Annotated in this window: 13 protein-coding genes; 8 read left to right on the top strand and 5 right to left on the bottom strand. The window is 42.8% G+C overall.

Features of this window, described 5'->3' with window-relative positions; all coding sequences use genetic code 11:
• Nucleotides 1–65: 65 nt before the first annotated feature.
• The gene (locus ACFQZS_RS13845; RefSeq protein ID WP_377101193.1) at nucleotides 66–1,118 is read right to left on the bottom strand and encodes a glycoside hydrolase family 130 protein; all 1,053 of its coding nucleotides are present in this window, start codon (nucleotides 1,116–1,118) and stop codon (nucleotides 66–68) included.
• A gap of 129 nt (nucleotides 1,119–1,247) precedes the next feature.
• Here ACFQZS_RS13845 and ACFQZS_RS13840 point away from each other — a divergent pair, with 129 nt between their 5' ends.
• From ACFQZS_RS13840 to ACFQZS_RS13825, 4 genes are all read left to right on the top strand, one after another.
• The gene (locus ACFQZS_RS13840; RefSeq protein WP_377101192.1) at nucleotides 1,248–3,464 is read left to right on the top strand and encodes a hypothetical protein; all 2,217 of its coding nucleotides are present in this window, start codon (nucleotides 1,248–1,250) and stop codon (nucleotides 3,462–3,464) included.
• Between the two features lie 164 nt (nucleotides 3,465–3,628).
• Nucleotides 3,629–4,483: an alpha/beta hydrolase gene (locus ACFQZS_RS13835; RefSeq protein ID WP_377101190.1), complete on the top strand. Its 855-nt coding sequence runs from the start codon at nucleotides 3,629–3,631 to the stop codon at nucleotides 4,481–4,483.
• 10 nt (nucleotides 4,484–4,493) lie between these two features.
• Nucleotides 4,494–5,582, top strand: a complete 1,089-nt coding sequence (locus tag ACFQZS_RS13830; protein ID WP_377101188.1) for a glycosyltransferase — start codon at nucleotides 4,494–4,496, stop codon at nucleotides 5,580–5,582.
• Between the two features lie 37 nt (nucleotides 5,583–5,619).
• Nucleotides 5,620–6,471, top strand: a complete 852-nt coding sequence (locus ACFQZS_RS13825; protein WP_377101187.1) for a 4-hydroxy-3-methylbut-2-enyl diphosphate reductase — start codon at nucleotides 5,620–5,622, stop codon at nucleotides 6,469–6,471.
• An 83-nt stretch (nucleotides 6,472–6,554) separates the two neighbouring features.
• Here ACFQZS_RS13825 and ACFQZS_RS13820 read toward each other — a convergent pair whose 3' ends face one another.
• Nucleotides 6,555–6,902, bottom strand: coding sequence for a HesB/IscA family protein (locus ACFQZS_RS13820; protein WP_377101185.1), 348 nt, complete (start codon nucleotides 6,900–6,902; stop codon nucleotides 6,555–6,557).
• A 93-nt stretch (nucleotides 6,903–6,995) separates the two neighbouring features.
• Between ACFQZS_RS13820 and ACFQZS_RS13815 the strand changes: the two genes are divergently transcribed.
• The 4 genes from ACFQZS_RS13815 (at nucleotide 6,996) to ACFQZS_RS13800 (ending at nucleotide 11,805) form a co-directional block, all read left to right on the top strand.
• The gene (locus tag ACFQZS_RS13815) at nucleotides 6,996–7,526 is read left to right on the top strand and encodes a DUF7935 family protein (protein ID WP_377101183.1); all 531 of its coding nucleotides are present in this window, start codon (nucleotides 6,996–6,998) and stop codon (nucleotides 7,524–7,526) included.
• 4 nt (nucleotides 7,527–7,530) lie between these two features.
• Complete coding sequence (locus ACFQZS_RS13810) at nucleotides 7,531–9,078, top strand: acyl-CoA mutase large subunit family protein (RefSeq protein WP_377101181.1); 1,548 nt, start codon at nucleotides 7,531–7,533, stop codon at nucleotides 9,076–9,078.
• 342 nt (nucleotides 9,079–9,420) lie between these two features.
• Nucleotides 9,421–10,848, top strand: coding sequence for a chromosomal replication initiator protein DnaA (gene dnaA, locus ACFQZS_RS13805; protein WP_377101180.1), 1,428 nt, complete (start codon nucleotides 9,421–9,423; stop codon nucleotides 10,846–10,848).
• A 363-nt stretch (nucleotides 10,849–11,211) separates the two neighbouring features.
• On the top strand, nucleotides 11,212–11,805 hold the full coding sequence (locus ACFQZS_RS13800) for an FkbM family methyltransferase (RefSeq protein WP_377101178.1): 594 nt from the start codon (nucleotides 11,212–11,214) through the stop codon (nucleotides 11,803–11,805).
• Nucleotides 11,806–11,814: 9 nt separating this feature from the next.
• Here ACFQZS_RS13800 and ACFQZS_RS13795 read toward each other — a convergent pair whose 3' ends face one another.
• The 3 genes from ACFQZS_RS13795 to ACFQZS_RS13785 are packed head-to-tail and all read right to left on the bottom strand — an operon-like array spanning nucleotide 11,815 to nucleotide 13,096.
• Complete coding sequence (locus tag ACFQZS_RS13795; RefSeq protein WP_377101177.1) at nucleotides 11,815–12,216, bottom strand: hypothetical protein; 402 nt, start codon at nucleotides 12,214–12,216, stop codon at nucleotides 11,815–11,817.
• Nucleotides 12,217–12,224: 8 nt separating this feature from the next.
• Nucleotides 12,225–12,431, bottom strand: coding sequence for a cysteine-rich CWC family protein (locus tag ACFQZS_RS13790; protein WP_377101175.1), 207 nt, complete (start codon nucleotides 12,429–12,431; stop codon nucleotides 12,225–12,227).
• Between the two features lie 29 nt (nucleotides 12,432–12,460).
• Entirely contained in the window at nucleotides 12,461–13,096 is a 636-nt protein-coding gene (locus ACFQZS_RS13785) for a hypothetical protein (RefSeq protein ID WP_377101173.1), read from the bottom strand.
• Nucleotides 13,097–13,282 lie beyond the last annotated feature (186 nt).

The following is a 13,282-nucleotide window of genomic DNA, read 5'->3' as shown; positions in this document are numbered from 1 at the left end:
TTTCTCGGTAATTGTACGCTCGTCTCACACGCACGCGGAAAGGGTAGCTAATTACGAGTCACTAATTAACTAATCACTAACCTCGCCAATATCTCCTGTATAGAAAACGTAGCCCCGCACACAAACTCGTCAGATGCGCCATAGTATATTGTAACCGTATCGCCATCAACCACATGCCCGTTGGTAAACACCACATTGCCAAAAAAGCCGCTTAACTCGTAGGGTTCGGTGGGTACCATAATAGGTTGTTCGGCACGCGCTATAACCTTCGTCGGATCGTTCAGGTCAAGCAAAAAGGCCCCCAGGCAATACTGGTGCTCCTTGTTGGCACCATGATAGATCTCCAGCCAGCCCTTATCGGTTTTTATGGGCGCGGCCCCCGCACCTACACGGGCACTATCCCAGCTATCGGGCCGGGTTTTAATGATGCACTTGTGCTTACCCCAATGCACCCCATCCGGCGACTCGGCTATCCATATGTAATTGCCGCCAATATCCACACTGCTGGGGCGGTGCAGGGCGTAGTACATTCCGTTTATCTTTTCCTCAAAAATAGCGCAGTCCTTATTGTGGGGTGGCAGTATCATGCCATGACGTTCAAAGCTCTTCCAATCTTTAGTAGTGCGCAAACCCACCCCCACCCCGTTGCCTGATACGGCCGTGAATGTTAAATAATAGGTATCTTCCACCTGCGTCACCCGGCAATCCTCAATACCAAATGCCTCGAGGTTCCCCATCCCAAACAGCGCATTAGGGCCTTTAGGTTCGTAAAAGTTAATACCATCATCACTGCAAAGCAAACGCAGGTGCGATAGAGTGGTTAAATAATCCAGCCCCATATAGCGTATTACGCGGGGGTCGGTGGTTATCAATTCAGGGTGTTCAGCGGGCAGTTCAATTATCTCTGTTTTGCCCAGTTCATTCAATATGGGGAAAAAGATAGAACCCTCCTTTTGCATTGCATTCTCGGCTACGCGCACAATAAGCCAGGTTTTACTATCAAACCTGAATACACCGGGATTAAGCAGGCAGATAATCTGTAACCCTTCTTCACTTGGGGGCAGATCGGCCGGTTTTAACAATGGATTTTGGGGGAAACGGCGGGCTATGTCAGTCATATAGTTGTTGCTTAGTAAGTCTTCAACAAGCAGCCCCGACGATAAGTTTTAAGCAAGTTTTTTAATTAATTATACAAACAAAAGTTTTGAGTAAGTAGTTGAAACAATGGAAAACTATTAAAAACTGTTATGCATACGCAAGCTATATCACCCTGGGCGGCAGCTATTGCTGATAAGTTTAATGATCAGGATCTGCCTAATATCTACCAAAAAATAATAGGTAATTATACCTACAGTGTCCATAATATCGGCGATTCGCTTTGGCTTATTATTTCCTGGCATTCGGGGGGCCGCATAGCAGTCAGGATGGCATATTCGCCTAACAGCGATATCCGCATAACAAGATTAACAGAGAAGGATGGGCAGGTTACTTTTTATATCGACGCTGTGATAGGCAGCTACAGTGTGAGATTGGAAATGCCCGTAGATAATCAAATACCTGTTTTAAGATACACCACCACCCTTAAGCCGGTTGCAGACCTTTTTATACCTTTCTGGCCCCGCGATATTATTGCTTTAAATAAGGACGGCAATGAAAAGCAGCCCGGTGGCAAGATACATGCCAGCCAATGGGGTACCCGCACTGGCTTTGTATATTTTAGTATGGAGCGCCCGCAAAGTGGCTCTGTTTACTACGTGCAAAATCTTACCGCTTTGGCTGATTATTGCCAGGAAACAGAAACCTCGGGGGCCGATACTGTTGGAGGGCAATGGCCCGAGTTGGGTTTTGCCCTGCCGCCTGCAGTGAAGAAGCCGCTTCCGGCAAGCAAGGAATTTATTATCTCTGATGGGTTTTTAGCTTTAAGCGAGGAAGTGCCGGCGGATGAGCTGAAAATGTCGCGACAATTTATGGATCTGCTTGCGGCTATTTATTTGCGGCTGCCCTTACCTAAAACGCAATACAGGGATTGGCAGGATATCACTAATAAATGCTTGAACGATCTGGTAAATAGCCACGGTTGCTGGTCGCACGCCGATGGGCATGACTATTTGAATGCATACGTATCAGACTACGATACTCCGCCTGAAATTATGGTACAGTTAGCTGTATTGCTGCCGCTTTATGAGTATAGTTTATGGAGCGATGAAGAAATACCCGCGGTTAAGAAAATAATTGACGGATTGAGTGCTTTTTATGATAAGGAACTAGGCACTATCAACAGATGGCTGCCTGCCCTGGTAGATGAGTTGGATGAATCGGAAGAACAGTTAAAACCTTACGTAATGGATGCCTGGTATCTCCATCACCCAATGGTTAACCTGGCGCGCATGGCGTTGGACGGGGACAAAATCACCCGAAAACTGTTTTTAGATTCGCTGGAATATATGATCAAAGTAGCGCATCGCTTTGAATACAAATGGCCGGTGTTTTACGACATGAGAAGCCTTGAGATAATTAAAGGCAATAAACAGCCGGGGCAAGGCGGCGAAGGGGATGTTGCGGGTTTATACGCCTTTGTAATGCTGCATGCCTGGGATCTGACCAAAGACGATCGTTACCTAAACGAAGCTAAAAAAGCGGCTAAGAGTTTACTGGGTTTGGGATTCGATCTGTTTTATCAGGCGAATAATACCGCGTTGGCCGCTAAAGCTATGATACGGTTGTGGAACATAACCAAGGATAAAATCTATCTTGATCTCAGCTTTTTATGTTTAACTAATATCTTCCGTAATATGCAGCTGTGGGATTGCAATTACGGTTACGGCAAACATTATAGCACCTTTTTTGCCGTATTCCCCTTAGCTGACGCGCCATACACTGCCGCCTATGAAGAAGCTGAAGTGTTTGCCTGCATACATAATTATCTCGAACTGGCTGCAGACGAGGATCTGCCCGAATCTGTATCCCTGTTATTGGCGGAGTTCATACGTTATATAGTAGAGCGTGTGGCTTATTATTATCCGCCGAATCTGCCTAAAGAGATACTTTCTGAAGAAGTAAAAATGGGGAAGGTTGACCCTGACCTTTGGATAGCCTTAGAAGACATACACGATGGATGGGAAAAATCAGGCAAAGTTGGGCAGGAGGTTTATGGGGCCGGTGTGGCTTTTGGTATAGTTCCCCGCCACTATTTAAAGGTGCCCGGCCAAGAGTTTTTGATCTATTGCGATTATCCAGTTACTAAGTTTACCAAAAAAGGCAAAACCGTATCATTTGATGTGCGGGGCGACAGTCGCCTTACCTGTCGCATGATGATAGTTAAAAAAGACAAGCAGGCATTACCTGAGTTCAAGGTCTACCAAAAAGGAGAAAAGGAAAAGCTGGAGTTAAAAGGGAAACCGGCAAAGAGAAATTTAGAATTCACAGTGACTGGGAATAGTAAGGTAACGGTAACTTGGGGTTAGGCTTTCGTTGTTTGTCTGAACCTGGATTTGTGGGATTTTAAGATTTTAGGACTCTCGAAACAGCTATTATGATTCTTTATCTTAAAAATCTTAGTTCAGACAAATAGTTGCAAACCGTAAATTCCTCCTTCGCATATTTAAGCATATTCCTTAATATTGCCGTAATGGGCTTTTTACAGATCCCCGGCTTGGGAACAGTGCACTTTCATGAATACGGAACAGGTGATAAACCCCTGCTGGCTTTCCATGGTTACGGCATGACGGGCAAGCAATTTCATGTTTTGGAGCAGTCTGTTTTAAAGGAATATCGTGTTTACGGATTCGATCACTTTTTCCATCACGAAAGCAGGCTGGATAACTGGACCGAAGAACAAATAGTAGCGGGTATGCCCCGCGCCATGATGCGCCACTACGCCGAGGAATGGTTTAAACTGCACGGACGGCAGCGCTTTTCGGTAATGGCTTACTCTATCGGCGCTAACCTTGCACTTATATTGGTTGAAGAATTTCCTGATCTGGTAGATGAAATTATTTTGATGGCTCCTGATGGTTTGTCGGTTTTTAAAGGCTTTCACTTTTTGCTGCACCAGGGGCCGGGTAAACGTTTGTTTAAGCGTTTAACTAAAAGCAAATGGATGGCTACATCGCTTTTAAGAAACTTGCTGCGTATTGGCTTTATAGACCAGGCCTTGTTTGATATTGCTTACAATGAGCTGGATACACCCAAAAAGCGTTTGGATGTTTACTATACGCTTAACCTTATGCGTTTGCTCACACCTGATATTGAAAAACTACCCGATTTAATTAATCAACATAAAATAAAATGCATGCTGATTTTTGGCAAGCACGATAATCTTTTTCCGCATAAAAAAGCCTTGCCGTTTATTGAAAAGCTGCACAACCCGGACATTCACCACGTTGACCTGGGACATTGGCTGATAGTGCCTGCACTTGACGATTATTTAACTAAATTTGAACGACAAGAAATTGCAGACCATCTGCGCCAGATAAACCAATAGCAAAATAACAGTGATATATATAGTTGCCGCAACTTTATTGTTTATGGTTTTGCGCTTTACTGTTACGCTGTTCAATTTTATATCAGACCCAAAACTTAGGCGGGTAAGCAGGCATTATACCGATTTTGTATCTATTCTTATCCCGGTACGTAACGAATCGTCTGATATCATCGCTCTGCTTGAATCTATTTACCGGCAGGATTATAATAATTACGAAGTGATTATTTTGGACGATGACTCTAATGACGATACCTATAAACTATGCAAAACCTTTTGCGACAGGCATAACAATTTCAGGATAATAAAAGGCGAACAATTACCTGCGGGATGGACGGGTAAAAACTTTGCCTGCCACCAATTGGCCCAGGCAGCCAAAGGCGATTTCTTTTTATTTTTAGACGCGGATGAGCAGGTACGCAACGGCTTGATCAATACCGCCGTTTACAGAATGTACCAATACAAACTGGGTTTGCTAAGCGTGTTTGCCGATACTGACATGCGCAGTACCGGCGAATTAACGGTAGTGCCTTTACTGCATTACGTGTTATTGGGCCTGCTTCCCCTCAGGCTGGTTTATCTGATAAAGAACCAAGCCGTTGCCGCGGCAAGCGGACAGTTTATGCTGTTTAATGCAGAAGTATACCGGCAACATCAATGGCACAATGAGGTTAAAGATAAGGTTGTAGAAGATGCTGAAATTATGCGGATGGTTAAAGCGGCAGGCTACCCGGGCGAAACATTGTTGGCCAATAATATGCTGAGCAGCCGTATGTATAAAAGTTATAGCGCAGCCGTAAACGGGTTCAGCAAAAATGTACTATCGGTTTTTAATTATAACATTATTTGGTTCCTAATTTATATACTGTTAATTATTACCGGCCCCATGATGGTAATTATTACGCTCAATATCCCCATTATCCTCTTTATGTTAACTATTACGGTAATAGGGCGGCTTATGAGTTCATTCTTAGCAGGGCAAAACCCTGTTTACAATGTCATTTTGCATCCGCTGCAAATGCTCAACCTTACTGCAATAGCATTTATCGCCATACAAAAACACCTCACGCATAAAGTAATATGGAAGGGGCGGCGCATATAAATCAAATTGCGTTAAATATTGTTTAAATTTGCGGCGTATGGGAGCATATAATTTAAAGGTTACTATTGATAAGGATTCGGGCTTTTGCTTTGGTGTTATTTACGCCATTGACATGGCCGAAGATATATTAGCAGAAGATGGCTACCTGTATTGCTTAGGGGATATTGTACACAACGACGAAGAAGTAGGGCGACTGAAAGCAAAAGGGCTGCGCATTATAGACCACTCCGCTTTAAAAGACCTGCATAATGAAAAAGTGCTGATACGTGCCCACGGCGAAGCGCCCGAGACCTATCGTACCGCATTAGAAAATAATATTACGCTGATAGACGCATCGTGCCCGGTTGTGCTGAAGCTGCAAAACCGCATTAAAACATCATTTGATAACAAAGAGAAGATATTAATATTTGGCAAACACGGGCACGCCGAAGTGGTAGGATTGCAGGGCCAAACCAATAACGAGGCGCTTGTTTTTCAGGACCTGGCCGAGTTAGATAATGTTGAGCTTCCGCAAAAGATCACGCTTTACAGCCAGACCACTAAAAGCATGGATAAGTTTTATCATATAAAGGATGTGCTTACCCAGCGTGGTTATGAACTGAATGCTAATGACACTATTTGCCGCCAGGTATCTAACCGCGACAAGGATCTGCCTACGTTTGCAAAAAACTTTGATAAAATAGTTTTTGTATCGGGAGTGAAATCCTCCAACGGAAAGGTATTGTATGAGGTATGCCGCAAACATAACCCCGATACTTATTTTGTTTCTTCTATCGCCGAGTTAAACCCTTCCATGTTCTCTGCAGGCGATACCGTTGGTATAGCCGGAGCAACTTCTACACCTATGTGGCTGATGGAACTGGTGAAGGGGGAGTTGGAGTCATATTAATATTGATAGCGAATGACCAATAAAAAAGCGGCCCCGAAAAATCGAAGCCGCTTTTGTTTATATAGGTAGATAAAATAGCTTATTTATACTGAGAAAGAGGTACCGCACCCGCAGGTTTTATCTGCATTGGGGTTATTAAATGTAAAGCCACGCGCGTTCAAACCGTCCTGAAAATCAATTTGCATACCGGCAAGGTACATCCCATGTGCTTTGTGCATGTATACCTTTACTCCTTCAATAAAATATTCGTTGTCTCCGTCTTTTTTCTGGTCGAAGCCTAAAACGTAATTCATACCGGCGCAGCCACCGCCTTCAACACCAACACGCAGGCCAAAATCATCGCCTATCTCCTGCTGATCTTTTAGCTTATGTAATTCTTTTATTGCACCAGTTGTAAAAGTTACCGGGGCTGCTTCAACGGCTACACTCATGTTATTTTTAATTAAAACACAAATATAAGCTAAATTGCGGATGTTTATTCAGGCGGGCACTTTTATGACCTACGCCTAACATATTATATAAGCATGAATCTTTACCCCTTTTTATTAGATATATTAAAATATAGTATTGCCGGTATGGGCGTTGTGTGGGTTGCCTTTTACCTGCTAAAACCTTACCTGGACAAACAGGACAAACTGCAATTACTTGAGCTCAAAAAAAGCATCAATAACCAAACACTGCCACTGCGTTTACAAGCTTATGAACGTATAGTATTATTTATCGAACGCGTTAACCCGGCAAATATGCTTATCCGCCTTAAGGCAGGTGACTATACCGCCGCCGAACTGCATGCATTGGTGGTAAACGAGATACGTAACGAGTATCAGCACAACATTACCCAACAGATATATATAAGCCTGCGCGCGTGGGGAGTGGTAAAACAATTAAAAAATGATACGCTGAGTATGGTGAGCAACGCCATGAAAGCTTTGCCCGAAAATGGCAGCGGCATGGAACTAAGCAGGATAATTTTAGCACACCTCAGTCAGCTAGAAAACGATCCTTACGAGGTAGCAGTTGGCCTTATCCGTAAGGATCTGGACAATATATTGTAACGCTATGGAGGGCAAAAAGGTAAAAACCACATCGGGCATTGAGATAAAGGAGGTTTATACCGAACCTTCAGCAATGAATGAATTACCCGGTGAGTTTCCTTACACCCGCGGCATACAAAAAGACATGTACCGGGGTAAACCCTGGACCATGCGCCAATACGCCGGCTTCTCAACGGCCGAAGAATCAAACAAACGTTATCATTATTTATTGAGCCAGGGCACAATGGGCCTGTCAGTAGCTTTTGACCTGCCTACACAAATAGGCTATGATTCTGATCATGACCTTGCGGAAGGCGAAGTTGGAAAGGTTGGGGTTGCCATTGATTCTTTAAAGGATATGGAAACTTTGTTTGATGGAATAACACTGGCAGACATCACCACCTCTATGACCATCAACGCCACGGCAGCTACCCTTTTGGCCATGTACATCGCGTTAGCAAAAAAACAAGGTGCAGATCTGAAACAGCTTTCGGGCACAGTTCAGAACGATATATTAAAGGAGTATGCGGCGCGGGGTACCTATATATATCCGCCTGCGCCATCTATGCGTTTGATAACCGATATATTTGAATATTGCAGTAAGGAATTGCCCAAATGGAACACCATATCCATATCCGGTTACCACATTCGCGAAGCCGGTTCAACAGCAGTGCAGGAACTCGCCTTTACGTTGGCTAATGGTAAAGCATATTTAAATGCGGCCATCAGTCGGGGTTTAGATATTAATATATTTGCCAAAAGACTTTCCTTCTTTTTTAACTGCCATAATAATTTTTTTGAGGAAATAGCCAAATTTAGGGCCGCACGGCGCATGTGGGCAAACATTACCCGGCAAATGGGCGCTACCGACCCCAATGCGGAGAAACTACGTTTTCATACGCAAACAGGTGGCTCTACCCTTACAGCTCAGCAACCCATGAATAATATTAGCCGGGTAACGGTACAGGCATTGGCTGCCGTTTTGGGCGGAACACAATCACTACATACCAACAGCTTTGATGAGGCCATTGGCCTGCCCACCGAAGCAGCAGCGCAGATTGCCTTACGTACCCAACAGATCATAGCTTTTGAAACCGGCGCTACCGATACGGTTGATCCATTAGCCGGGTCCTACTTTATAGAAGCACTTACTGATGAACTGGAAAAGGCGGCGTACCTATATATAGATAAGATAGATGCAATGGGCGGTGCGGTTAAAGCCATTGAGCAGGATTATATTCAGCAGGAGATAGCAGCCTCAGCTTATACTTATCAAAAGGAAATAGAAAACGGCGAGCGGGTTATAGTGGGTGTTAATAAATTCGGCCAGGAGGGTGAAAAAACAACGGCCTCTTTTAGGGTTGATGATAAAATAAGGTTAGATCAGATAGAAAAAATTAAGGTGCTTAAAGCTTCAAGAGATAACATACTGGTTGCTTCGAGCCTTGCAAAATTACGGCTTGCATGCCTTGGAAATGAAAACCTGATGCCACTAATATTAAACAGTGTTGAAGCCTATGCAACCCTGGGTGAAATAGCGGAAACATTGCGTGAAATTTTTGGCGAATATTAACTTAATGTTATTCTAAAAAGAAGTAAGCAATCTAATTAACCGGCAAAATAGCGCGGGACATTTTTTAAATTTATAGTTAAAGTTGCTTAAAAAAATGCCCCTACAGCATTGAAACGCAATATCCCGTGTTAAAACATATATTCAAATTACCCTGCGCCAATAATATAGTTTTTTATAGTGGAAAACCCACAAGAAAAGATGTTATTTTTTTAAAATTTATTTCAATAAAAAGTTAAAATTTAATTTTTTAATTCGCTTTTTTTCTGAATATTCGATGTTCCGTAGCAGACCCAAAGAATGCATCGCTGAGGGTTGTAATTCAATATTTTACTAAAAATTTATATGGAAAAAACTTGTACTAACGTCTGGAATAGCTGTCTCCAAATCATAAAAGATAACATACCGGCGCAAAGCTTTAAAACCTGGTTTGAGCCAATTAAAGCTTTACGCATGGAAGGCAGCGTTCTAACTATACAAGTTCCAAGCCTGTTCTTCTATGAATGGTTAGAGGAGCATTATGTTAGCCTGCTACGCAAAACAATTAAAAAACAATTGGGCGATGATGGGCGTTTGGAGTATAATATTGTTGTTGAACAATCATCGGCAAGTAAACCGTATACTACTAATATGCCATCAAATGGTAACGGTGCCGACTCAAAAAAACAGTCTATGCCCATCCCGATATCTATTAATAAGGACATAAAGAACCCTTTTGTTATACCCGGGCTTAAAAAGCTGAATGTTGACCCGCAGCTTAACCGCCAATACACCTTTGAAAACTTTGTTGAAGGAGATTGCAACCGTTTGGCCCGCTCGGCAGGATATGCCGTTGCTGCCAAACCGGGTGGTACGTCATTTAATCCACTGATGATATATGGTGGTGTAGGTTTGGGTAAAACACACCTGGCACAAGCCATTGGTAACGAGATAAAACGCACGCTGCCTGATAAGTTGGTGCTATATGTATCATGCGAGAAATTTACCCAGCAGTTTGTTGACGCGCTTAAGCACAATAATATAAATGACTTTGTAAACTTTTACCAGGCCATTGATGTGCTGATAATGGATGATGTACACAACTTTGCCGGTAAAGAAAAAACACAGGATTTCTTTTTCCATATATTCAATCACCTGCACCAATCAGGCAAACAGTTAATCATTACATCTGATAAAGCACCCAAAGATCTGGCTGGTTTAGAGGAGCGCCTTTTGTCAAGGTTTAAGTGGGGTCTATCTGCAGATTTGCAGATACCTGACCTGGAAACCCGTATGGCTATACTTAAAAACAAAACCTACCAGGATGGTATTGATCTGGGCGATGATGTGATTGAATATGTTGCGCATAACATTGATAACAATGTGCGCGAGTTGGAAGGCGCCATGGTATCATTACTGGCCCAATCAACGCTTAACCGCAAGGAAATAGACCTGAATCTGGCCAAGCAAATGCTGAAGAACTTTGTAAAAAATTCTTCAAAAGAGATATCGATGGAGTACATACAAAGTCTGGTTTGCGAATACTTTGAAGTGCCTATAGAGATGGTTAAATCGCAAACCCGCAAGCGCGAAATAGTGCAGGCAAGGCAAATATCAATGTACCTGGCTAAAGCACATACCAAAAGCTCACTTAAATCTATCGGCAGCTTTTTTGGTGGCCGCGACCACTCAACTGTGATCTATGCCTGCCAAACGGTAGAGGACCTGATAGATACTGATAAGAAGTTTAAGGGCTACGTTGCTGATATTCAGAAAAAGCTGAAAATGAGCTAAATCGATTGCGGATATCTTGTTTTTCTGATATTAAAAAGTGCTACTGAAATCAGTAGCGCTTTTTTTGTACCGTTAGTTTTTCACAGTTGCAATCAGGTAACAGCATAGCTCTTTTTTAAAGTATAATTAATCATTGATTAATTATTTTCGTATAAAAATAATTTCATTAGAAAATTATTAGAGCGCTAAAAATCTTTAGTTTTGTTAAACTTTTATATCGTCGTTACGATGTTTGCAAACTATTATCACAATTCATTAGTCCGAAAAACGCGAACTGTCCTTAGAAAATTAGGGTTGCTATCTGTAGTTAAATCCCTACTTTCCAGGCGCAGGAAGTCATACGAAAAAGCATTTCATACGGCGTTGAAAGCAGCTATAATACCGGGCGATATAGTGTGGGATATTGGCGCACATGTTGGTTTATATACCAACTATTTTCTTGATTGGGTAGGCGAGGCAGGCGAAGTGGTGGCATTTGAACCGTTACCCTCTGCATTTGTGGCCCTCACACTTGCTATAAGTACCCGCCCGAAGAATAAAAACAATGCGGTTTTACAGCCACTGGCACTGGCTGATTATTCGGGAGAAGCTGTGTTTACTGACGATAAGAGTGACAATAAAATAAATCCCAAAACCGCTCATTTAATTGAAAACCCTGATGAGGGCGAAGGAATTAAGGTAAAGGTGGATACAGCCGACCATGTTGTTATTGAAGAACATCTATCTATACCCAATGTAGTAAAAATTGATGTTGAAGGGTTTGAAGAGAGTGTATTGCTTGGCGGGGAGAAAACCTTTGCTAACCCGGCCTGCCGCCACTTGTTAATAGAGATCCATTTTGAACGAATAGACGAACGAAAGTTGGGAGACTCCGTTGGCAGAATGGTCAAGCTGTTAAAAAAATGGGGCTACAAAGTCCGATGGGTTGACGCCTCGCATCTACACGCCAGCCGGTGACGTAATTATTTAATACACATACGCCAGCGGCCCATCCTTTGCTACCAGCACAGACCAGCCCGGTTTAGCACCAACAGCAACAGATGCTATAAACTTATCGCGGATGTAAAGGCCAACTTCTATTAAGCCATCGTCCTTTGATTCCGTCCATTCGCAGCGTATCTGGCTTTCATCTGTAATAGGTTTTATAGCGGCATCAGGCAATAGATATTCCTTGGGGTTTAAAAATGGCATATCTTCCGGCAGCCAGAATGATGTTTGTGGTGGTTCAATTTGATTATAGAGCCAAACATCGCCAACAATATCTTCGCCCTCGTACAGGTACGCATAAGCCACCCGGCTGTTATCTTCTATTCGCACGGAATAATGGCCATCAAACTCGCAATAATTTCTAAGGGAAAAAGTACACATACAATTTATCAGGCTATTCCCATCACTTCTCTATACTCCACCTGCAAGGCTCTTAAGCAATCGGCACACATACAGCCCTCAAAATTTTCGCTTATATATTGCACCTCGTTTAAGGTAAGCTGTACGCCGCTGCACTGGCATTTGGTATAGGCATTAGCTTTACACTCAATACTTTTGCCACAACGCTCGCAGGCTATTATCTCATGCTTTATCATTAAAGGTAATGTGACTACTACCTTCGCAATTAAAAACCGTAGCGCAAAACCAGGTTCCCTGCTACCGAATTAAATCCTTTCGAAACCGTGTCACTTGATGGATCTTGATCGGCTTTAGACAAACTTACGCTGTAACGGGCTTCAGCACCCAAACTTATCCGGCTGTTAATGGCAAAGTTTAAACCCAACTTAGGCCCAATATAAGTAATGTTAACTTTAGCTTGGTCGGCAATAGCAAAAATACCTTCATAGCTGACGGCATAATCATACTTAGATATAATGGTGCCGCCGTTGACACCTACATAAAAGCTTGCACCTGGAGTAATAAGCGCTTCATATGACACGCCTGCGTAAATCCCTATACCTGAAAAATTACCATAGGTTACTTCTCCGGTAGCGGTTTGTCCGTTAATATCAATATCAAGCGGGAATGAACTTTGCTTAGGCTGGTTGTTTCGATAATCTACAGTACCCGAAATTACTAAGTGATTCCACTTTTTCATTAATGTAACACCAAATGTAGGCGCAGGCTTGTAAATATCTCTCATCTCGCCAAGGGGTGCTTCATAACCACCATTAACAGCTAAAAACCACCCCTCGGTAGGCAAATACGCCCCACCGCCGCCGCTTTTGCTGCCGCCAAGTACATTGCCGTCTGCATTCATACCAACCGAACGATGCTGAGCTTGAGCGGAAAAGCAATTTACCATTAAATAAAAAACCGGAATGGCTAGAGAATAAATAACGCGTTTGAGGCTGAGATACATGTATAAGGGTAAGTATGGTTGACGCCTCTAAATTAACACATTTTTTTAACTGACACTAAAAAATTTCTTTTAAGCTATGGTTAG

This window comes from Mucilaginibacter calamicampi (genome assembly GCF_042676765.1).
Lineage (GTDB): Bacteria > Bacteroidota > Bacteroidia > Sphingobacteriales > Sphingobacteriaceae > Mucilaginibacter > Mucilaginibacter calamicampi.
This window is presented reverse-complemented; position numbering and strand designations above follow the sequence as displayed.